We start from the raw sequence: 22,062 nt of genomic DNA on the forward strand, positions 1-22,062 counted from the left end.
TAATACTACCTTTTTTAGCGCTTATGTGTACATGGGCACTGCAATAAGTGTACACTTAACATTTTATTAATATTCACCCCTGTGGTATACATTTTCCTAAACTAAGGGTCATTTTAAGTTAATAGTATATAGCGGCACCCAAGCTATTTTTGCCGCTTGAAAGTATGTTTTCATTGGGAAAGCATGAATTCTAACTCTAAACAATTTTTCTTAAACCAAACTGTATGAAAAAATTAAAAATTTTAATCCATTTCTGGATATTGGGCTTTGCGACCATGGTGTGGGCGCAAGACAATATTACAGGGGTGGTCACTGATGAGTTCGGGCAGCCTTTGCCGGGTTCCACCGTTCAGGTTAAAGGTACCGCTACAGGTACTACCTCAGATTTTGATGGCAATTACTCCATAGGAGCCAGTGCCAATGATGTTCTCTTGTTTTCCTATTTGGGCTATTCTAACCAAGAGGTTGCTGTAGATGGCCGTAGTGTCATCAATGTTTCCTTAAAGGAAGATGCTACGCAATTAGATGACGTTGTCGTGGTGGGTTATGGTACCCAAAAACGATCGGACGTTACCGGGTCTATTTCATCCGTAAAGAGCGAAAATTTCAACAAAGGGGTCGTAGCCAATCCAGGGCAGTTACTGCAAGGTAAAATTGCAGGTGTCAATGTTACTTCAGTTAGTGGTGAGCCAGGGTCATCACAAAATATCATTATTCGTGGTATTGGTAGTTTTCGGTCCGGTACTTCGCCTTTGTTCGTAATAGATGGTTTTGTGATCGATAATACATCCACCGGTACGGCATCCAACCCATTAAACTTTATAAATCCACAGGATATTGCTTCCATGGATGTATTAAAGGATGCTTCTGCCGCTGCAATTTATGGTGCGCGAGCTGCCAACGGGGTTATCGTGATCACCACAAAGAAAGGGGCCATGGGCAAGACTGAGATGAGCGCATCCGTTTCTACGGCTTTCTCTACCATAACCAATGAAATAGAGGTGTTCTCCGCAGATGAATTTAGAAGGCAGGTTCCTGCAGTTGGCGGTACTTTGGTAGATGGTGGTGCCAATACGGATTGGCAAGATGAGCTGACCCAAACGGGTATTTCAAAGAATGTCAATTTCTCCATGAGCGGGGGCAATGCCAATGCCACCTATTTTGCTTCGGTAGGGGTAGATGACCAAGAGGGTATTTTTGCCAACAGTTCATTAAAGAGATATTCTGGACGTTTAAATATGAACCAAAAGGCTTTGAACGGCAAATTAAATGTCGCTTTAAACCTTACGGCTTCAAGAACCTTGAACAATAGACCTAATTCCGGAGCCATCGTAACAGATATGTTGGAGCTTAACCCAACTTTACCGGTATTTACCAATGGGGAGCCTACCATAGTTTTGGACGATAACCGTCTAAACCCTATTATCCGTAACGAGTTATATGCAGACGAAACAAACAGTAATAGGATCTTGGCGAATATATCGCCTTCCTACGAAATTGTTAAAGGGCTTACCTATAAGTTGAACCTTGGGGTAGATTATTCATCTACCAATCGCGACCAACAAATGGCTCCTTATGCATTGTTAGAGGATTTAACAGAAGGGTACTTAAATACGAGTATCACTACCAACCAGAATACCATTGTGGACAATACCTTGACCTATACTTTTGAAAAGGGTGACCATAGTGCAACCATATTGGCAGGCCACTCGTACCAAGAGGTATTTGTACAACAAAAACGTTTTGCACTGCAAAGTTTTGCGGACAATGATATTGACCCTAGGTACCAAGACCAAATTAGTAGTCAAGAGTATCCTACCAGTATGTTTTCCGTTGGAGTAAAAAATGAGCTACAATCCTTCTTTGGCCGATTGAACTATGGGTACAAGGACAAATATTTATTAACGGCTACGATGAGGGCAGATGGTTCTTCAAAATTTGGCGCCAATAATAAATACGGATATTTCCCTTCCGTAGCTTTGGGATGGAACATCAGTAAGGAAGATTTTTTAGCGGAAAGTACCGTAGTCAATAACCTTAAGCTACGTGCAAGTTGGGGGCAGACCGGTAATCAGGAAGGTATAGATAATAAAGTTTCCTTGGCCAGTTATGTGGACAGTAAGGCAGATAATGATACCTACCCACTTGATGATGGTGCGGAGACCTTGGACGGATATCCTTTTGGAACCGTTCCTGTGCGTACCGCTAACCCCAATCTAAAATGGGAGGTAGCTACACAGACCAATATTGGGCTGGATTTTGGACTTTTCAACAATAGGCTAACGGGTACGGTAGACTATTTTAATAAAGTAACTACGGATGTGGTCATGTTTGCCAACCGTGTAGACCCTATTCAGCCTACGGAAAAAATTTGGACCAACTTGGAAGATCTGGAAATCCATAATAACGGACTAGAAGTGGCCTTGGATTATAGAAGTGTCTTTAGCGAGGATTTCTCCATGAACATTGGCGGTAATATTTCCTTTATAGAAAATGAGGTAACAGATTCTCCTTTTGCCATTATCACCACGGGAGGCGCGCAAGGTGCAGGCCAAACAGGAGCCACCATTAACGGCTACCTGAACGGCGAAGCCGTAGGTACGTTCTATATGAAGGAATTTTTAGGAATTGGGGATGACGGACTTAACCAATACAGGGACACCAACGGTGATGGTGAAATTTTGGATGATGACCGTATTGCGGCGGGTAGTGCTCTACCTGATGTGCTTTATGCATTCTACCTAAAGTTCAATTATAAAAACTTTGACCTTGGGCTTAATTTTAACGGGGTGTCCGGGAACAAGATTTATAACCATACCGCTATGTCTTCGTTCTCAAGAGGACAATTGAGCAGAAACCTGAATACGACGGACTTTGCCGTGCAATTTCCAAACGAGGACAACAGCAACTCTAACGAAGTATCTACACGCTACTTGGAAGATGGTAGTTTCTTGCGTCTGAACAATGCTACTTTGGGCTATAATCTTAAAGGGGATAGCATTGGTTTAAATGACTATGTCAAGACCATTCGTTTTACCTTGACCGGTCAAAATTTATTCTTGGTTACAGATTACTCCGGGTATAACCCAGAAGTGAATACTGGCGCACAGATAGATGGTGTACAGACATTTGGTATCGACAGATATACCTACCCATCATCAAGAACCCTATTGTTGGGTGTTAATGTATCCTTTTAAAAAAAGCTATAAAATGAAAAATAAACTTATTATAACATCCTTGTTCCTTACGTCATTGTTGAATTGGAACTGTACGGATCTAGAAGAAGAATTATTGGATGAAACCCTAACCGGTGCCCAGGCAGAGGTTATAAGCGGAGCAATTGCCCCTGCTTACGGTCAAGTTTCTTGGACATGGAGGCATACCAATTATTACGGGTTAACGCTTATACCATCAGATGAGGCCATCTTGCCCTACCGCGGAGGTTCAGATTGGTTTGATGGGGGTAAATTCCTTGCGGCGCACAGCCATAATATGACCCCTACCAATGATTTGGTAGCCAGTGGTTGGAACGAGCTTACCAAGAACATATCAAGGACCTTGTCCGCAATTGAGGTATTGACCCCGCTTGCGGAAGAAGGGGATACCGTTGCTGCTGGTGCCTTGTATGAAATGAAGGCCCTACGGGCGTATTTAAATATGTTGTTATTAGATGGATGGGGCCTTGTGCTGCAAAAGGATTCTGCAGAGGAATTGTCCGTAGTACTGCGTTCGCAAGAGGCCATTGACTACATTGAAAACGAATTGCTAGAGGTGGTGGATCTCATCAATACGGATAAAGGTCCGGGCAGAATGACCCAAGCGGCCGTATGGGGCCTTTTGGCACGATTGAACCTGAATGCAGCGGTATACCGTGATCCGGCAGGCACCCCTAATTTTACACAGGAAGATATGGATCGCGTAATTACCTATACCGATAATATCATCAATTCAGGGAATTTTGCCTTGTCGGAAGAATATTTTGAACTGTTCAATGATGATAACAATTCTAACCCTGAATTAATTTTTGCCTTGGATCAGCGTGGTGTTTTATCAAGGGAGCACATGCGTTGGGCCTATTGGTCAATAGCGGGTTCCATGTTCCCAAGACCGGAACATCCTAGGGCAGATGGTACGGACGGACCGGCAATTACTTCGGACTTTTACCAAACTTGGGTAGATGCCTATGGCGATGTAGATCCGGCAGAGGCCGATGCACGTTTTTACCAAAGAAACACCATGGTGCCAGAAGCGCAATTGGCAGATTTAGCAGGTCGTGAGCCGCTATTGGAAACGGAAACCGAGAACAGCTACTTCTGTGTAGAGGATGTGGAATTTGAAATGGACAGGGGAATTTTAAGAGGTATTCAATGGGGCCCAAGAAAAGATGAGGAAGGCCAGTTTCTTACCTGTGATGATGGTACCATAAAGATATTACCGGTAAGGCAGATAAAAGGGAATAGTCCAGCTAGGGACGTGGGCTATGTGGACCACACCTTGGAAATTGACTTTAGTAATGAAGGTTCCCTGCACAATACGGGGTATAGACCATCTAAATATCAATTTAGCCGTACCTCACCAAACGGTAACAGCAACAGTAGTGTAGATATCGTATTAATGCGTTTGGCAGAAATTTATTTGATGCGTGCAGAGGCCAAATTAAGAAATGGCGATAATGCAGGTGCCTTGGCAGATGTAAATACGGTCAGGACATCAAGAACCGCCCGCCCAGAACAGACTCCTGCGGCATTGTCTGCCATAGACTTGGACATTTTGTACCGTGAGCGTGGGTTTGAACTGTATTGGGAAGGTTTTAGAAGAACGGACCAAATCCGTTTTGGAACCTATGAGGATACTTGGACGGACAAGACGGATGCCGATCCAAACCACAGATTGTTTCCTATTCCACAAAGTGCTGTGGACGGTGCTTCTGGTATAGAAGGTTTCTTGGTGCAAAACCCAGGATACTAAGTTTAAAGTTGAATAATTTTAGATACGGCAAGAAATTTAGTTTCTTGCCGTATTTTGTTTTAAAAAATACAAGAAATGACCATGCGTAAAATTTTAATAGTACTTGCAATAATTGTAGTTCAATGGGGGTGTAAATCATCCATGGAAACTACGGGTGCCGTGACGGAACAGGACCAACCGTTGAACGTAATTCTAATGATTGGTGATGGTATGGGGGTACCGCAGATATCCACCGCTTTTTATTTTGATGATCGTAGCGCTAATTTTGAGCGTTTTAAAAGTATCGGTTTTCATAAATCGGCATCGGTAAGTCATTGGATTACGGATTCCGCAGCAGGGGCCACGGCATTCGCCATAGGCGAAAAAACATATAAACGTGCTATAGGGGTTTCCAAGGATACCCTGCCCAAAGAAACGATCTTGGAGCGCTTGCAGAAAAAAGGCTACCGCACGGGCTTGATCAGCTTAACGGCCATAACCCATGCCACGCCTGCTAGTTTCTACGCACATGTAAAGGACCGTGATATGCAGGAAGACATAGCGGAACAATTGGTAACGGCAGATATAGATTTTCTAGCTGGTGGCGGTAAAAAGTTCTTTAACCAACATGCCGATCAAAGGAACCTTTTTAAGGAATTGGAGGGGCGGTCCTATCATTTGGATACACTTGCACTTAGCACACCAATGGCCCAAAAGAAAAATGCCTTTATCATTGCAGATGATGGCTTACCGTCTAAAGTAGATGGGCGGGGTGCCTTTTTAAAAGAGGCCACCACTAATGCGCTCAATTATTTTGACGGATTAAACGAGCCTTTCTTTATGATGGTAGAAGGATCGTATATAGATTGGGGTGGCCATGCGGAAAATGCGGACATGGTGGTAACTGAGGTGAGAGATTTTGATGAAACCCTTGGGGTGGTTCTGGACTATGCGGAACAGCATCCCAATACTTTAGTAATTGTAACGGCAGACCATGAAACTGGCGGCGTAAGTGTGGGTAAATATTATGAAAAGGATGCAGAAACGGGCAAGCAGGTAGAAGTGCCCCAAAAAGTTGGGGTGTATTTTAATACCGACCAACATTCCGGGGAATTGATACCCGTATTCGCCAAAGGTAGGGGCGCGGAAAACTTTCAGGGTATTTATGAGAATAATATGATCTACCATCATATTCTAAAATCTATGGAGGCCCATAGGTAATGCCATTTTGCACTTTGTATGTATTTTTAAAATGACGGAAAACTTGTGTCTTGCTTTACCAACCAATCTTAACCAAAGTAGCTTGAGATATTTTATACCACTTTTAATATTGTTCGTTTGTAATGCCTGTACAAAGGCACCTATAAAAGCTGATGTAAAGATTGCATTTATGGCCGATGTCCATTTTTCCGATGTCTACCCTGATGCCGAGGAACTGACCGATGATATGGCCACCACCACCGCGGACGGACAAAAAATTCTCATCCGGACCATGGAGGCACAATTGCATTCCACACGCCTGTTCAATGAAAATTATTTTGCCTTTATCGCGGCCTTGGATGATGCCGTGGCACGGGGCGTTAAACTCATTGCCCTGCCCGGGGATTTCAGTGATGACGGTCAGCCATTGCACATTAAGGGACTAAAGAAAATTATGCAGCGGTATGCTCAGCAACACGGTATTTCCTTTTTTGTCATCAACGGCAATCACGACCCTACCCGCCCTTTTGGTAAGGAAGGGGGCAAATCGGATTTTTTGGGGAAGGAAGGTAATGCACGCCCCTTGGTCAGTAACTTGAATCAGAAAAGGCCATCGGTAAAGGAGTTCCAGGGCATGGTATTGCCTGCTATCAAGGAGTGGGGCTATGAAGGTATTGTCAACGAGCTGCGCAATTTTGGGTTTTACCCTAGCAAGAACTACCTTTTTTGGTCTACCCCTTTTGCGGAATATTCCTATGGGGACTATACCTATGCCAATGCAAAAACGGCCTCGGTACTAACTAACCGTACCTATGAATATAAGGAAGCGGCCATGCGCATGCCAGATGTTAGTTACTTGGTAGAATCGGTAGACGGACTTTGGCTTTTGGCCTTGGATGCCAGTGTCTACCTCCCCAAAAAAGACGGAGCTGGTTTTCATGGTGCGGGTATTGGGTATAATGAGGTGCTCAAGCACAAGAAACACTTGATCGCTTGGACAAAAAAAGTAATGCAAGAGGCGCAACACTTGGGGAAAACGGTCATTGCCTTTAGTCACTACCCCATGGTAGATTTTAATGATGGGGCATCCAAGGACATCAAGGCCTTGTTCGGTGAAACCAAGTTTCAGGCACACAGAATACCCAAGGAACTAGTGGGCACTACTTTTGCCAATGTTGGGCTAAAGGTACATGTAGGCGGGCATATGCATGTCAACGATACCGGTATCATTACCACGCCCCAAGGAAATACCTTGACCAATATACAAACGCCCTCCTTGGCGGCCTATGCCCCAGGCTACAAACTCATTACGCTAACGGGGACCAATGAAATGAGGGTAGAGACCATCACCATAGATGAGGTGCCGGGTTTCAATACGTTTTTTAAGCTGTACCAAAAGGAACATGAATTTTTATCCGTACACCATCCGGAACGGGTGTGGAATAAGGAGATTTTAGAGGCCACCTCGTATGCGGAGTTTACTAAGGCCCATTTGTCCGGCTTGGTGGCCATGCGGTTTTTGAAATCAGATTGGCCTAACACTTTAAAAGAACAACTCTTGGAACATAATTTATGGCATATCCTACAAGGTGCTGCAGGCATTTCATTGACCGGACAGAATAGTATGGAAGCACAAAAACGCCAGACTACCTTGGAGAAACAATTGGAAAATAACGGACTCACCATAGACCAAGTTCAGCTATGGACAGGCTTGGACCTGATTACCGATTTCTACCGATTAAAAAATGCCGACCAATTAGCACTCAAGGATATCCCTGCACCAAGACTCAAGGCCTATGAAGTTTTGTTACAGGTATTGGAGGAAAACAATACGAAAACACCCGTAAAGGAACTGCAGCAATTTATGCATATTTTCAACCAACAATTACACGGGGAGCCTGCGGTGGATTTTAGGGTGAAGTAAATTTTTATAGGTTGATACAGGATTTGTTAAACGTTTAACAAAATGCTATAAAATTGTATGCGATACAAAAACGTGCATTTCTAAGAAATGTATTTTTAATCAATTTTTTGTAAGAATTTTAAAATTTTAAGCACAAATTTTCAAATAAATTGATTTATCTGTTAATTTTTTTGAAATTATGTTTTTTCGATGAAATGCATACATATATAGACAGAGGTGCTACCACTTCATTTTGTTTAACAGTATCTTTGGGATAGAACCAATAATCAACACGAAAATTGAAAAACCATTCATTTAATTTATCTAAACTGATTCATCCATACAGATAGTTAGTTTACGTAATTTTTCTTCCCCCGAATTTTAGAAATTATCAAGTGTATTTTGATGGTTTTTAAAATGTTGATTTTTAAGGTCTCAAGTATTTTAGACTTTAAAATTTTAATCATGAATACTATAGAGTTCATCTTTTCTAACAAAGTTTTACTGGCATTACTGGCTATTATAGGTACCTATTTATTTTCTATACGTTTGTTTCCCGTCCTTATTTATCTGTCACATAAAAAGAATTTAATGGATGAGCCTGTAGAACGTAGCTCACATTCTAAAAAAACTCCTACTTTGGGCGGAGTTGGCATATTTATCTCTTTTTCTTTAGTGATTATCATGTTCGGTATTTTTGCCGATTTTATAAGAGAAGACCTAATTAAATTATTAACGGTAATAGGGGCGTCTATTTTATTGTTGTTTTTAGGGTTAAAGGATGATCTGTTGGTGATATCGCCAAGAAAAAAGTTTATAGGTCAGTTTATTGCTTCCTTACTGGTCATACTTGCTACAGATGTGCGTATTGTATCTATGGAAGGTATTTTTGGGCTGTATACATTACCTTATTTTGTTTCTGTAATTTTTACCCTTTTTGTCTTTGTGCTGATTATCAATGCCTTTAATTTAATTGATGGTATAGATGGTTTGGCCGGTGGTATAGCGGTAATGGTATGTGGCTTTTTTGGGGTGTATTATATGTTGAACGAGCAATTGTTTATGGCAATGCTATCCTTTGTGCTGATTGGGGCCCAATGTGGTTTTTTGGAACATAACTTATCCAAAAGTCAAAAATTGTTTATGGGTGATTCCGGTTCATTGTTTACCGGTTTCCTTTTGGCGTACCAAATTGTAGAATTTTTGAATTTTAATCTGTTTACCTCTTCAGATTTTAAAATTGACAATGCACCCATTCTTGCCTTGGGGCTAATGGCGTATCCGTTATTTGATACGCTGAGGGTATTTGCTGTTCGTATTTATAATGGTAAAAGCCCCTTTTCTGCAGATAAAAATCATATTCACCACCGCTGGTTAGTAAAAGGCCTTTCGCATAGGGCAGCAAGCTTTGTAATAGTGTTATCCAATATTCTCGTGGTTATTTTGACTATTATGATGAAAAGCATAAATGTTCATATACAGTTAGTGTTATGTTTATTATTAGGCTGTGTTGTATTTTTACTGCCAATTGCATTGAAGAAAATTGAATTGCAAAACAATTATATTTCTTTAAAAAGTAATAGTACTTCCGTGCAAGACAAGTAAAACTTATCTTAGATCAATTTAAAATAAAAACGGCTATACTATTTTGTTGCAGATTGCCATATAAATAAAATCACCCTATTGTTAAAGGATATTTTCAAGAATAAGAATCGAAATCTATTAATCTTTACGCAAGGTTTAACTGCATTAATCGCTTTGATTACAGGTAAATTAATTGCATCATATATCAAGCCTGAAGAGTTTGGTGTATATAGTTTGCAATGGGCAACCGTTATATTCTTTTCAAGCATTTTAATTACTCCTTTTACGCAATATGTTAAATCTACAGAGAACACAATATTACCATACATAGGAACTAAATATTATGTTTGGACAATCGTTTTGTTAATGGTTATAAGTGTATTTTCTGTAAGTATATTTTTAAACTATTACAATAATAATTTGAATTTGATTCTCTTTTTTATTCTTTTAGTTTTTATTCCTGTAAATGTGTTCAGTGGTGTTTTGTCGAATCATTTTAATGTTATTGGGAAAATTGCAGAATATTGTTATTTGGGTATAATTAAAGCATTAGGAGGAGTATTATTTTTAGCAGCTTATTTGTATTTCGAAAGTAATTGGTTTTCAGATTCTCAACTTCTCTGGATGACACAAGTTTTAAGTATGTTCATTGGGATTTTGTTTTTTGGTCATAAATATCCTTTTATTAAATCAGTAAGAGAAGTTGCTTATAAAACGTATCTTAAGAAATACTTCAAATTTTCCTTACCATTAATAATCATGGCGTTTTGGGCATGGATTAATAATTACTTTGACCGCTATGCTATTGAATATTTTATGACAGTAAAAGATGTAGGTTTGTATAATGCCAGTTATAGTTTAGGGTCTAAATTATTTCTTACATTAAGCCCAATTTTTGCCGTTTTATTAAGCCCCTCTGTTTTTAAAAAAAATAAGATAGATGTAAAAAAAAAGATAACTCAAAAATATGCGTTGCTTTATATTATAGCTTCTATACCTATTTTGATAATTGTTTACTTTTTTAGTGAAGAGTTAGGTAGTTTACTATTATCTAATCAATATAAGGAAGGCTTTTTTGTTATTTTTTGGACTGCATTAACCTTTTTTATTTTCACCCTAACCCAATTGGTTGAATTAATCTTTTATTCTGAGAAGAAAACATCAATAATTTTAAAAGGTAATTTAATAGGTGCGCTTATCAATATTACATTGAATATAATTTTAATTCCAAAATTAAATTTAATTGGGGCTTGCATTGCCTCTTTGGTAGGATTTATATTTTACTTTACTTATATAGCTAGTCAATTTTTTAATATTAATTTAATAAAGACATAAAAATTTTCAATAAATGTTATTTACAATGCAAATTGAAAAGATGTCTAAATGCTTGATAATTTTATCATTTATACCATCTATTTATTATTTTTTTTTCCCGGGTAAGATAGTTTTGATTACAATCTTATGTTGCTACCCTTTGATTTTTCTGTTGATTTCTAAAACTTGGAGAATGAATACAGATCATATAGATAAAGATTTTTATATAAAACTTTTCGTATTCTATAATATTTTGATTTTAATAAGAGGAATATTTGATTTAGAATCTTATGAAGATGTTACGACTTTATTGTCAAGGGGAATACCAATTGCTTTATTTCTTCCATTTAGTATATATATTGGAACTAATTTGTTGGCGGTGAGTAATTTACTTAGAATATTTTTTTATTATTTAATAACTTTTTCACTATTGTTGTTGTTTTCTTCTGAGAGAAATCTTTTTGATTTTGCACATACAATTTCACCTATATATATATTTATATTGGTTCTGCCTTATTTAAAGAAAAAGTATAAGGTCGTGGTGATAATTGTAGCATTAGTTTCATTTTTTAATGACTTAACCAATCGTTCAAACCTTCTAAATATTACCATTGCTATTTTAATAATGTCAAGTTTTTATTTAAAAGGAATTGTGGTTTTTAAAATCACAAAAATTATTAGATCAATTTTATTGTTTTTTCCTGTTTTCTTTTTGTTTTTAGGTGTTTTTAATGTTTTTAATATTTTTAAAATTGGAGATTTTACAAGTTCTTTTGTCATTGAAGATAATAGGGGTCAACAAGATTTATTTGTCGACTCTAGAACATCAATTTATGAAGATGTTTTCTATGAAATTGACAAAAAAAATGCTCATTTGTTTGGTTTAGGTGGATCGGGTAAAACAGAAACCTCTCTTATTGAGGCTAATTGGGGGGATTTTGATGTAATCTATAAGGAAGGAAGAAGAGGTACAGAATCTGGCATGTTGAATTACATACAATGGGGAGGTGCACTAGGTGGATTAATTTATTTTTTACTATTTGTAAAATCCTCATATTTAGGTATATATAATTCAAAAAATTGGTTATCGGTAATGTTAGGTTTGTGGTTGGCGTATAAAGCTTTATTTTCTTTTATTGAGGATGCCCTTGTTTTTAATATATATTCACTTTTTATCTTTATTCCTATGGGCTTATGTTTTAATAAAAAATTTAGAGGTTTAAGAAATAGTCAAATTTACCGTTATGTTAATTTTATTTTTAATAAGTAAGTTTTATTCTAATGAATTCAAAGATTGCGGTTTTAATTACATGTTTTAATAGAAGGTTGAGTACCATTAAATGTTTAGATTATTTATATTCCTTAAAATATAATTTAGATGTTTTTTTAGTGGATGATAATTCAACGGATGGTACTTATGAAGCTGTTAGTTTGGCTTACCCTAAGGTTAATTTAATTAAAGGAAACGGAAATTTATTCTGGACAAGGGGTATGGCTCTAGCATGGGAAAAAGCTGCTGTACATAATTATGATTTTTATTTATGGTTAAATGATGACGTTTTTTTAAACAATGATGCAATTGATGAATTATTTGCATGTTCTAAAGTTTTGGAAGATAAGGCAGTAGTGTCCGGAATTGTTGCTGATCAAAATGATAAAATCATTTATGGTGGTTTTACCAAAAAAAAGAAATTAATTCAGCCAAATGGGCAGTTAAATCCAATAAATTATTTAAATGGTAACATTGTTCTGGTGCCAAAGTATGTGTATGATAAAATTGGAGGGTTAGACAACTATTTTATTCATGATTTTGGCGATGTTGATTATGGTTTTAGAGCAATTAAAAATAATATACCGGTAATGACTACAACTAAGATTGTAGCTAAAGGACAAACAAATATTTTTTGTAGAGTGAGAATGAACAATGTAAATATTATCAAAAGGTTTAAAAAGCTTTATTCTCCATTAGGATCAAATCCATTTAAACAGTTTTATTTTTTAAAAAAACATCAAAATATCTCGAAAGCTATTGCATACTTTATTTTTTTACATTTTTTGAATATAATTCCTGATTCATTAAACAATTTGCTTTTTGGTAAAAAATATACTTAACAATGATTAAAATCTCACATGTTATATGCTCAATCGATGAAAGTGATGGGGGGCCTTCAAGAAGTGTAACGCATATTTTAGAGGCAATATTGAAGCAGTATACTGCTATAGAAATTAATTTGTTTACTGCAAAAACTACCAATCCTGTCATCTCTAGTTTTCATAAAAACAACGCAACTTTAAAGTTTTACGATAAAAATTTTTTAGGTATGCTTTTAAATTTAAAAAGAGATTTAGAAGTATCTAAAACTCAAATTTTTCATGGTCAGGCCATATGGGAATTACCCGTACACCAAATGGCGGTGGTGGCACGCAAATTAAACGCACCATATATAATTACCCCTCGTGGTATGCTAGAGCCGTGGAGTTTACGGCAAAGTAAGCTTAAAAAGCAATTGGCCTTAAAGTTATACCAATACAAAGATTTAAAACATGCAACTTGTTTGCACGCCACAGCAGAAATGGAAGCCGATAGCTTTAGACAATTAGGTTTAAAAAACCCTATTGCTATTATTCCCAATGGTGTACCTATTGATAATTTTAAGGTAAAAGAGCCAAATCAAGAAAAAGAGATAAAGAGAATTTTATTTCTAAGCCGTATTCATAAGAAAAAAGGCATTGAACTTTTAATACAGGCCTGGGGAGATCTTTCAAGTACAATTAAAAAAGATTGGGTTATCGAAATTGTTGGCAATGGAGAAAAAGAATACATTAGTTCATTAAAGGCATTAATTAATAAAAAAAAATTAGGCACTTCAATTATTATCAAAGACCCTATGTATGGGGATGATAAACTAAAAGCGTTTCAAGAGGCAGATTTATTTGTTTTACCAACCTATAGTGAAAATTTTGGTATTGTGGTGGCAGAGGCTTTAGCATCGGGTACTCCTGTTATTACTACTACGGGAACCCCTTGGCAAGATTTGGTAACTCATAATTGCGGATGGTGTATACCAATTGATCAAGAGGTGTTAAAACAAACTATGGCTACAGCCATGAGTCTTTCATGTAGTGAGCGAGAACAAATGGGGAGAAATGGAAGGTTATTAATAGAAAACAAATACAGTATGGCAGCAGTTGCAAAACAGATGATGATGCTTTATAACTGGGTTTTGAAAAAAGGTGAAATGCCATCTTTTGTTCGTTTAGATTGATTGGTTTTAAGCCTAAATGAAATTAGAAAGATGTTTACACATGAAATTTATTACCTATATCGTTACTTTTCTTGTGTATCGGTAATATTTAGAGCAAGGTAGGAATGGGGTTAATGAATTTTTTAAAACAAAAGGTATTTTATTTAAAGACTCGTGTGTTAGAACCAAGTCTTTACGCTCAATATTTAAAAAACGAAAAAATTATTGAGGATAGTACTATTTCTACTTTAAATGAATATAATCTTCAAAAAAGAATTGATTTAGTACAATATGCCGTTGCGAATAGTGCTTTCTACAAAAAAAAATATGAGGATGCTGGGATAGACGTCGCTAACATTAAAAATGACGTTGATTTTTCAAGATTGCCAGTACTAACACGAAAAGAAATAGCAGATAATTTTTCAGCTCTTAAAGCCAAAAACATAAAAGATAAAGACTTTTATAGCATATCTACCTCTGGGAGTACTGGTGCGCCCTTGACCGTGCTACATGATAAACGTTTTTCTTTAGCCCCTGTGCAATGGAGATTATTAAAATGGTGGGGTTTAAAACCTTATGAGAATAAGGCTTTTATTTATCGTTTTCCTCGAGGCATTTTAAAAAGAATATTGAATTATATATTATGGTGGCCAACTGAACGAATTTTTTTAGCAGGCACCGATTTTAATACCCATAAAGTAGATGACTTTATCAAATCTATTCATAAGGTTAAGCCAACCCTTATACAAGGCTATATTGATGTTGTCTATGAATTTGCCATTTATATTAAGAAAAAAAATATTAAGTTAAAAAGCATAAAAGCTGTTTGGGTAACTTCTGGTCCTATATTTAAGCATCAACGTGCTTTAATGGAAGAAGTCTTTAATGCTCCGGTATATGACCAATATGGCAGTACGGAAATTATGATGGTATCAGCAGAATGTAAATATCAAAATGGGCTTCATATTTTCAATGATCTTGTTAAAGTAGAATGTTTGGATGAATATAGTAATCCTGTACCACCAAATACGTGGGGAAAATTAGTATTAACTGACCTTACCAATTATGTTTTTCCTATTATAAGATATGATATTGGAGATTATGGAAGATTACTAGATGTTACATGTTCTTGTGGGTTAAACTTGCCTTTAATGGATAAAATAAAAGGGAGAAATACATATTTGATTGAAACTCCAACGGGAAAAAAAATAGAAGATGATTTTTTAAATGTGATTTTTGATGATTTCCCAAATACAATTTTATCTTATCAATTTATACAAAATAAAGATTATTCAGTTGAGTTGCATTTTATTAAAATTGATAATGCCAAAAATTTAGCGAAAGTATTTGAAGATGTACTAAAAATTTTCATGGAAAAAACTGGGCATGAAATTCAGTTAACTTTTAAAGAAAGAGATAAATTAATACGAATTAATGGTAAACAACCATTAGTGATTAATAGGGTATATGGTGAAAATCTTATATAATTTTAAATTATTGGGCTTGAATATTAAGGATCTTTAAATTAACATAATATTAGTCTTTTATGATGACATTTCTTTATGATATTTAAGTAATTTCAATGGTGGATGATAGTGAAATTTTAGTTTACTCAAATAAGCTTGGTAAAAAGCATCAATTGATAAGATTGGTGTGGAATATCGTATGGATAATTTTTGCTAGGCCATTTCCTAGAAGGATTGGAAATAAATGGAATTTAATTTTGTTACGATTTTTCGGGGCAAAGATTGATAGTTCGGCAGTAGTTTACTCTTCATGTAAAGTTTATTTACCAAGTAATTTAGTAATGAAAGCAAATTCTTGTTTAGGACCAGAGGTAAATTGTTACAATGTAGATAAAGTTACTATTGGTTTAAATGTAACTATTTCACAGAGAGTGTTTATATGTGGTGCATCTCATGATATTAGAAAGAAAGAACACCCTTTAATTACAGCCCCTATTAACTTTAAGGATAATAGTTGGGTAGGTGCAGAAGCGTTTATAGGTATGGGGGTTAGTATAGGTAAAGGTGCCGTGGTTGGTGCAAGAGCAGCTGTATTTAAAAATGTGGACGATTGGAGTGTGGTTGGGGGTAACCCCGCTAAATTTTTAAAAAAACGAGAATTTAAAAATGATTAGTGCACTTATATTAACTTATAATGAAGAAAATATTCTTGAAAAAAATCTCAAGAATCTTGACTTTGTAGATCATATTCTCATTTTTGACTCTTATAGCACAGACCAAACTATTGAAATTTCTAAAGCATTTAATGCTACGGTTATTCAGCGCAAATTCGATAATTATGCAAGTCAAAGAAATGCCGCTCTCGATTCAATACCAAAGGAATACGAGTGGATTTTAATGATTGATGCCGACGAGATCGTAACACCAGAATTAAGAGATGAAATTATTGCAAAAACTTCTATTCCTAACAGCAATACAATGTATAGGGTTAGAAGAAAAGATATGTTCAGAGATAAATGGATAAAACAAAGTAGTGGCTATCCAACTTGGTTTCCTAGGTTGTTTAAAAATGGTTGTGTTAAAGTTGAAAGAGAGATTAATGAAGAATATGTTACAACGGGCAAAGAAGCATTGCTAGATAATCATTTAATTCACTATCCCTTCAATAAAGGGATGCACTGGTGGTTTGCTAAGCATAACAAATATTCACAAATGGAGGCAATTAAAATGCTAGAAGAAATGAAGGAGCCATTTGATTATAAGTTGCTTTTTAGTAAAGATCCTATAAAAAAAAGAAAAGCCCAGAAAAGATTAAGTTATAAGATTCCATTTCGTCCACAATTTGTTTTTTTTGCTTTTTTTATTTTAAAAAGAGGTTTCCTTAACGGAAGTGCTGGATATGAATTTTGTAAATTAAGAAAGACTTATGAATATATGATTCAAGTTAAGGTCGATGAATTAAAATATGAAAATCAAAATTTTTTAATATAGTAAAGTTTAAAGATAATTTGGATAAATATAATCAGAATACAGTAGATTCAAAACCCTCGGTGGATCTATCAATTTATCAAGCTAATGAATATAAGCCTGGAATATTTTTAAAACGAGCGATTTGGTATATTATTAATAGATTGTTTTTTAAAACATCAATTTATTATTCATATGGATTTAAAAGATTCCTATTGAGAATCTTTGGAGCAAAAGTGGGTAATAATCTTACTATTAAACCTGGTTTATCTATAAAGTATCCATGGTTTTTAGAAATTGGAGATAATGTCTGGTTAGGAGAAGATGTATGGATTGATAATATAGCAAAGATTACTATTGGGTCTAATGTGTGTATTTCACAAGGTGCATTAATTGTTTCAGGAAGTCATAATTACAAAAAGCGCAGCTTTGATTTAATATTATCTGATGTAATATTGGAGAATGGCGTTTGGTTGGGTGCAAAATCAGTTGTAACACCTGGTGTCACTTGTAAAAGCCATTCTGTACTTTCCGTTGGTTCTGTTGCAAGTAATGACTTAGAACCTTATAAGATCTATAAAGGTAACCCTGCCGTATTCATTAGGGACAGAAATTTTATTGATTAAGTTACACAAAGTAAATCCCCCGTCTTACTTTTATTAATAATGTAATATGAAAGTTACTATTATAACCGCAACCTACAATAGTGCAGATACATTAACAAGTTCTCTTGAATCTGTCTTAGAACAAGATTATCCTAATATAGAGCATTTAATCATTGACGGGGGCTCTACGGACAATACTTTGGAAATTATACAACAATATTGTTGTGCCGATAATAATATTCAATGTTATTCTGAGCCTGATAATGGCCTTTATGATGCTATAAACAAAGGTATTAATCTGGCCACGGGCGATATTATAGGATTTGTACACTCAGATGATTTATTGGCCCATCCTGAAATAATCAGTGATATTGTGGCCTATTTTGAAAAAGGCAATTACACTGGTGTTTATGGTAACCTACTTTATGTAGATCGTAAGGATACGGATAAAGTTATTAGAAATTGGACCAGTAATATATTTCATTGTAATCTGTTGAAACGTGGTTGGATGCCGGCTCACCCAACTTTATTTCTAAAAAAAGAAGTGTATAAAGAATGCGGTAGTTTTGATGATTCCTTTAGAATTGCAGCGGATTATGATTTTATGTTAAGAGTTCTAAGTAAAAACAAATATAAATTCGGTTTTCTACCTAAAGTCATTACCAAAATGAGAATGGGGGGCAAAAGCAACAAGAAACTGAAGAATATTGTTATAAAAAGCCAAGAAGATCTACGGGCAATGAGAGCCAATGATGTAAAAAATCCTTTAGTCACACTTTTTCTTAAAAATGTATCCAAACTAAAACAGTTTATATAATAAGTATATTTAGCTGTGGTAGATTATTAGCTTGTAATAAATAATATAAGGAATACATGAAAGGTATACCCAATTTGCTTAAGGATAGTCTTAATTATGTAATGCAAAAAAGGTATCATTTAATTCAATCATCATTGGCTAAAAAAGCTTTGCTATGTATTGAAGAAAAGAAAGGGCCTACCAATGCTGAATTATTGACAAGATGTGAAGAATATGCCAAGGATGTTTTAGGTTGGGGGGGCTATGCGCCATGGTTAAAAGTCTATACCGCGTTTAATACCGAATTTAAAGAAGGATGGATACCAGATAATTATTACGGTGCTGTTGTGGTGCCTAAAATTCAGGGTGGGTATGGTAAACTTAGTAATTTGAAGTTTTTTACCAATGGTTTATTTAAAACAGACTGTTTTCCAGATTTACTTTATCATATAAATGGCAGATGGCTAATGCCAAATGGAGAGTTAATAGCTTTACGTCAAGTATTGAAATATCTATTTAAAGATCATGAAAAAGTGGTGTTTAAGAAAGATCACTCATTACAAGGTTTGGGAATAAAAATTTTTAATACTTCTGCGCTAAATGAAGATATGCTAAGTTCGTTTGAAAATGGGGTTTTTCAATCATATATGCATCAGCATAACTTTTTTGACCAATTCAATTCTAAGGCCGTGGCTACACTAAGAATTACTACTGCAATTAATAAATTGGGAATAAGTAGTTTAAAGGATACGTATTTAAGATTAGGTAACCCAAAGGACGCTTATGTAATTGCAGATTCACAAATAAAGATACCAATCAATAAAAAGACAGGGCAACTATCTGAATTAGGTTATGTCCATGGTTGGCAGCCAATAAGTAAAATAGAGTCAAACGCTATGTTATTTAAAGGGTTAATAGTTCCACATTATCAGGAAGCCGTTGAAGTTTGTTTACAACTGCATGAAAGGTGTAAGTACTTAGAATGTATTGGCTGGGATGTAACCATTGATTTTGAGGGTTCGGTCAAAATTCTTGAATGGAACGGTTATCATAATGATATAAAGTTTTCCGAAGCTGTAAATGGTCCTTGCTTTACAGATTTAGGTTGGGAAAACTTGTGGAAATCAGGGTAATCACCTAGTAATGTAGTTATGATTCTTTAAATTTGTTAGCTTATATATAATTTGTTTAGTAATTCATGAAAGACGCTCCATTTAGTTTAGATATTGAGGACAACGACCCTTCCTTAAATATAAAAGGAATCATTCAAAACTACCTAAGGTATTGGCCTTGGTTTGTAGGGGCATTGCTTTTGTGTTTAGCTATAGCCGTACTCTATTTGCGCTATGCCCCAACCATTTACCAAACTACTTCTAAAATTAAGATTGTTGATGAGACCAAGGAAATAGATGTGGTGGCTGATCCACTAGCAGCACTAAGTGGAAATTCTAAAATTAATATGGACAATGAGACAGAAATCTTAAAGTCATATAGAATTCTTGATCAAGTTGTAAAAGAATTAAATTTAGGGGTTAGGTATCTAAAAAAAGGGAATATTAAAACAACCCCTATTTGGAATCCACAATTTAAGGTCATAAAGGAGATAGCGGAAGATAGTTTGGTTACTCCTAAATCGTTTGTTTTTACGATACATGATGACAATATAGAGGTGATAGATGAAAAGGATCGTACGGCCAATATTTCATTTACCCAATTAGATTCTTCTTTAGTTGGTTTGCCGTTTAGAGTACAATTAGTTCCTGGTGCTGATTACGGTTCATTTGAAGATACACGCTTTGAGGTGGTTTTAATGTCAGATAAGGCAGTTAATCTAGAATTGGCCAAAAATTTGAATGTGCAGCCAACATCCAAAAATAGCGATATCATAGCTCTTTCTTTACGTGGTGAAAATTTTATGAGGTCAGAGGCTATTTTAAATACATTGGTTCAGAAATTTAACCAAGATGGTGTCTTGGACCGCCAGCAGGTATCACGTAGAACTATAGATTTTATAGATGAGCGTTTTTTATACCTATCTACAGAATTGGATTCTATAGAAGGGGGTAAGGAAGATTTTAAAAAACAAAATAATTTATCTTATATAGAGGCAGATGCAAATGTTTCTTTAGAACGTAAATCAATAACGGAGAATGAAGTAGCGACGATGGAAACGCAAATTTCACTTTCAGAACTTTTAAAGAAATCAGTAATCGGTCAAGCAGCATTTGAGCTTTTACCGGTAGATGTAGGTTTAGAGAATAATGGTTTAAATAATTTGGTAGATAATTATAATGCTTTAGTTCTGCAAAGAAATAAATTATTGCAAACGGTGGGTGCTCAACATCCTAGTCTTATAACCCTTTCCGATCAATTAGAAAATGCAAAGGTAAATATCATCAAAACCATAAATATATACCAAACGCAACTTCGTACTTCATTGCGTCAATTAAACCAAGAGCAATCTAGAGTAAATAGTGTTTTCTCCCGTTTGCCTGAAAAAGAGAAAATGTTGCGCTCCATAGAACGTCAACAGAGTATTAAGGAGAATTTATTTTTGCTATTGTTACAAAAAAGAGAAGAGGCAGCTATTAATTTTGCGGTTACTGCGCCATCGGTTAAAATTGTTGATTATAGCCTTACAAATACTGAGCCAGTAGCACCTAAAAAAATAGTGGTTTTAGGTATTGCAGGTTTACTGGGCTTATTTTTACCTTTTGCATTCTTATATGTAAAATTTAATTTAAACGATAAGGTGGAATCCAAATTAGATATTTCAGCTATATCAAAATCACTCCCAATTTTGGCAGAAATTCCGCATTTTAAAGAAAATAAGATTTTTTCAGATGTCAACGATCGGTCTATGTTAGGAGAATCGTTTAGGATTTTGGCAACAAATATTAATTATATGCTTCCTAGAGGTGATAAAAAATTAGGTAAGGTAGTATATATAACATCTGGGAATATGAACGAAGGAAAGAGCTTAATTGCTTACAACTTATCCGTAGCATATGCCAGTGTCAACAAAAAGGTATTGTTGATAGGAGCAGACCTTAGAAGTCCCGAGCAACATAATTATTTTGGAATGGGATTGAACACTAAAGGCTTAACGGACTTTTTGCAGGACCCGGAATCTAATTGGCAAGAATACGTGTATACGGGAATAGATGGTAGCAAAATGCATCATGTTTGCTTAAGTGGCGCTATTCCACCCAATGCTCCGCAATTACTTTCCAGTGGTGCCTTTGAAGAGTTTATTGCGAAGGCAAAAGCCTTTTACGATATTATCATTGTAGATACCGCGCCTACATTGCCCGTAACCGATACCTTATTGATTGCGGATAATGCCGATGTTACCTTATTCGTAGCCAGAGCGGGAGTTACGGAAAAATCGGTTTTGGAAGAAGCCAATGAGCTCAACCGTCGCGATAAATTGAAGAATATGGCCTTTGTCTTGAACGATGCTAAAATCAATGGCAAGAAAACCTATTCCTATGCCTATAAGGAAAAGGCATAAACAGGGTATGTTTAATTGTGA

At 35.7% G+C, this 22,062-nt stretch carries 16 protein-coding genes; all 16 read left to right on the forward strand.

Going from position 1 to position 22,062, the window contains the following annotated elements; all coding sequences use genetic code 11:
• The first annotated feature begins 224 nt into the window (after positions 1 to 224).
• The 16 genes from ABVM52_RS11940 (at position 225) to ABVM52_RS12015 (ending at position 22,041) form a co-directional block, all read left to right on the forward strand.
• Positions 225 to 3,197, forward strand: coding sequence for a SusC/RagA family TonB-linked outer membrane protein (locus ABVM52_RS11940; protein WP_405380777.1), 2,973 nt, complete (start codon positions 225 to 227; stop codon positions 3,195 to 3,197).
• Between the two features lie 13 nt (positions 3,198 to 3,210).
• Entirely contained in the window at positions 3,211 to 4,968 is a 1,758-nt protein-coding gene (locus ABVM52_RS11945; protein ID WP_405380779.1) for a RagB/SusD family nutrient uptake outer membrane protein, read from the forward strand.
• Between the two features lie 75 nt (positions 4,969 to 5,043).
• The gene (locus ABVM52_RS11950) at positions 5,044 to 6,168 is read left to right on the forward strand and encodes an alkaline phosphatase (RefSeq protein ID WP_405380781.1); all 1,125 of its coding nucleotides are present in this window, start codon (positions 5,044 to 5,046) and stop codon (positions 6,166 to 6,168) included.
• Between the two features lie 82 nt (positions 6,169 to 6,250).
• Positions 6,251 to 8,071 carry a metallophosphoesterase gene (locus ABVM52_RS11955; RefSeq protein WP_405380783.1) on the forward strand — a complete coding sequence of 607 codons (1,821 nt, stop codon included), beginning with the start codon at positions 6,251 to 6,253 and terminating at the stop codon, positions 8,069 to 8,071.
• Positions 8,072 to 8,515: 444 nt separating this feature from the next.
• Positions 8,516 to 9,655, forward strand: a complete 1,140-nt coding sequence (locus ABVM52_RS11960; protein ID WP_405380785.1) for an MraY family glycosyltransferase — start codon at positions 8,516 to 8,518, stop codon at positions 9,653 to 9,655.
• Positions 9,656 to 9,733: 78 nt separating this feature from the next.
• A complete protein-coding gene (locus tag ABVM52_RS11965) occupies positions 9,734 to 10,969 on the forward strand; it encodes a polysaccharide biosynthesis C-terminal domain-containing protein (RefSeq protein WP_405380787.1) in 1,236 nt (411 codons plus the stop codon).
• Positions 10,970 to 11,141: 172 nt separating this feature from the next.
• The gene (locus ABVM52_RS11970; RefSeq protein ID WP_405380789.1) at positions 11,142 to 12,218 is read left to right on the forward strand and encodes a hypothetical protein; all 1,077 of its coding nucleotides are present in this window, start codon (positions 11,142 to 11,144) and stop codon (positions 12,216 to 12,218) included.
• A gap of 11 nt (positions 12,219 to 12,229) precedes the next feature.
• The gene (locus ABVM52_RS11975; protein WP_405380791.1) at positions 12,230 to 13,060 is read left to right on the forward strand and encodes a glycosyltransferase family 2 protein; all 831 of its coding nucleotides are present in this window, start codon (positions 12,230 to 12,232) and stop codon (positions 13,058 to 13,060) included.
• Between the two features lie 2 nt (positions 13,061 to 13,062).
• Complete coding sequence (locus ABVM52_RS11980; protein ID WP_405380793.1) at positions 13,063 to 14,214, forward strand: glycosyltransferase; 1,152 nt, start codon at positions 13,063 to 13,065, stop codon at positions 14,212 to 14,214.
• Between the two features lie 113 nt (positions 14,215 to 14,327).
• Entirely contained in the window at positions 14,328 to 15,680 is a 1,353-nt protein-coding gene (locus ABVM52_RS11985) for a phenylacetate--CoA ligase family protein (protein ID WP_405380795.1), read from the forward strand.
• Positions 15,681 to 15,775: 95 nt separating this feature from the next.
• Entirely contained in the window at positions 15,776 to 16,333 is a 558-nt protein-coding gene (locus tag ABVM52_RS11990) for a putative colanic acid biosynthesis acetyltransferase (RefSeq protein ID WP_405380797.1), read from the forward strand.
• On the forward strand, positions 16,326 to 17,150 hold the full coding sequence (locus ABVM52_RS11995; protein WP_405380799.1) for a glycosyltransferase family 2 protein: 825 nt from the start codon (positions 16,326 to 16,328) through the stop codon (positions 17,148 to 17,150). The genes ABVM52_RS11990 and ABVM52_RS11995 overlap by 8 nt, the downstream gene beginning before the upstream one ends.
• Positions 17,151 to 17,167: 17 nt before the next feature.
• Complete coding sequence (locus tag ABVM52_RS12000; protein ID WP_405380801.1) at positions 17,168 to 17,752, forward strand: WcaF family extracellular polysaccharide biosynthesis acetyltransferase; 585 nt, start codon at positions 17,168 to 17,170, stop codon at positions 17,750 to 17,752.
• A gap of 46 nt (positions 17,753 to 17,798) precedes the next feature.
• A complete protein-coding gene (locus ABVM52_RS12005) occupies positions 17,799 to 18,548 on the forward strand; it encodes a glycosyltransferase family 2 protein (RefSeq protein WP_405380803.1) in 750 nt (249 codons plus the stop codon).
• Positions 18,549 to 18,604: 56 nt separating this feature from the next.
• Positions 18,605 to 19,660, forward strand: coding sequence for a sugar-transfer associated ATP-grasp domain-containing protein (locus ABVM52_RS12010; RefSeq protein WP_405380805.1), 1,056 nt, complete (start codon positions 18,605 to 18,607; stop codon positions 19,658 to 19,660).
• Between the two features lie 65 nt (positions 19,661 to 19,725).
• Complete coding sequence (locus ABVM52_RS12015; RefSeq protein WP_405380807.1) at positions 19,726 to 22,041, forward strand: GumC family protein; 2,316 nt, start codon at positions 19,726 to 19,728, stop codon at positions 22,039 to 22,041.
• Positions 22,042 to 22,062 lie beyond the last annotated feature (21 nt).

The sequence above is a fragment of the Maribacter sp. LLG6340-A2 genome, from assembly GCF_045057105.1.
Taxonomy (GTDB): Bacteria; Bacteroidota; Bacteroidia; order Flavobacteriales; family Flavobacteriaceae; genus Maribacter.

Excerpts from the sequence above, each read along its gene's own strand:
- ABVM52_RS12005 (WP_405380803.1), top strand. The coding sequence starts at position 17,799 with ATGAAAGTTACTATTATAACCGCAACCTACAATAGTGCAGATACATTA.
- ABVM52_RS12015 (WP_405380807.1), top strand. The coding sequence starts at position 19,726 with ATGAAAGACGCTCCATTTAGTTTAGATATTGAGGACAACGACCCTTCC.
- ABVM52_RS11950 (WP_405380781.1), top strand. The coding sequence starts at position 5,044 with ATGACCATGCGTAAAATTTTAATAGTACTTGCAATAATTGTAGTTCAA.
- ABVM52_RS11990 (WP_405380797.1), top strand. The coding sequence starts at position 15,776 with ATGGTGGATGATAGTGAAATTTTAGTTTACTCAAATAAGCTTGGTAAA.
- ABVM52_RS11970 (WP_405380789.1), top strand. The coding sequence starts at position 11,142 with ATGAATACAGATCATATAGATAAAGATTTTTATATAAAACTTTTCGTA.
- ABVM52_RS11980 (WP_405380793.1), top strand. The coding sequence starts at position 13,063 with ATGATTAAAATCTCACATGTTATATGCTCAATCGATGAAAGTGATGGG.
- ABVM52_RS11960 (WP_405380785.1), top strand. The coding sequence starts at position 8,516 with ATGAATACTATAGAGTTCATCTTTTCTAACAAAGTTTTACTGGCATTA.
- ABVM52_RS12010 (WP_405380805.1), top strand. The coding sequence starts at position 18,605 with ATGAAAGGTATACCCAATTTGCTTAAGGATAGTCTTAATTATGTAATG.
- ABVM52_RS11975 (WP_405380791.1), top strand. The coding sequence starts at position 12,230 with ATGAATTCAAAGATTGCGGTTTTAATTACATGTTTTAATAGAAGGTTG.
- ABVM52_RS11940 (WP_405380777.1), top strand. The coding sequence starts at position 225 with ATGAAAAAATTAAAAATTTTAATCCATTTCTGGATATTGGGCTTTGCG.
- ABVM52_RS11985 (WP_405380795.1), top strand. The coding sequence starts at position 14,328 with ATGAATTTTTTAAAACAAAAGGTATTTTATTTAAAGACTCGTGTGTTA.
- ABVM52_RS11995 (WP_405380799.1), top strand. The coding sequence starts at position 16,326 with ATGATTAGTGCACTTATATTAACTTATAATGAAGAAAATATTCTTGAA.
- ABVM52_RS11945 (WP_405380779.1), top strand. The coding sequence starts at position 3,211 with ATGAAAAATAAACTTATTATAACATCCTTGTTCCTTACGTCATTGTTG.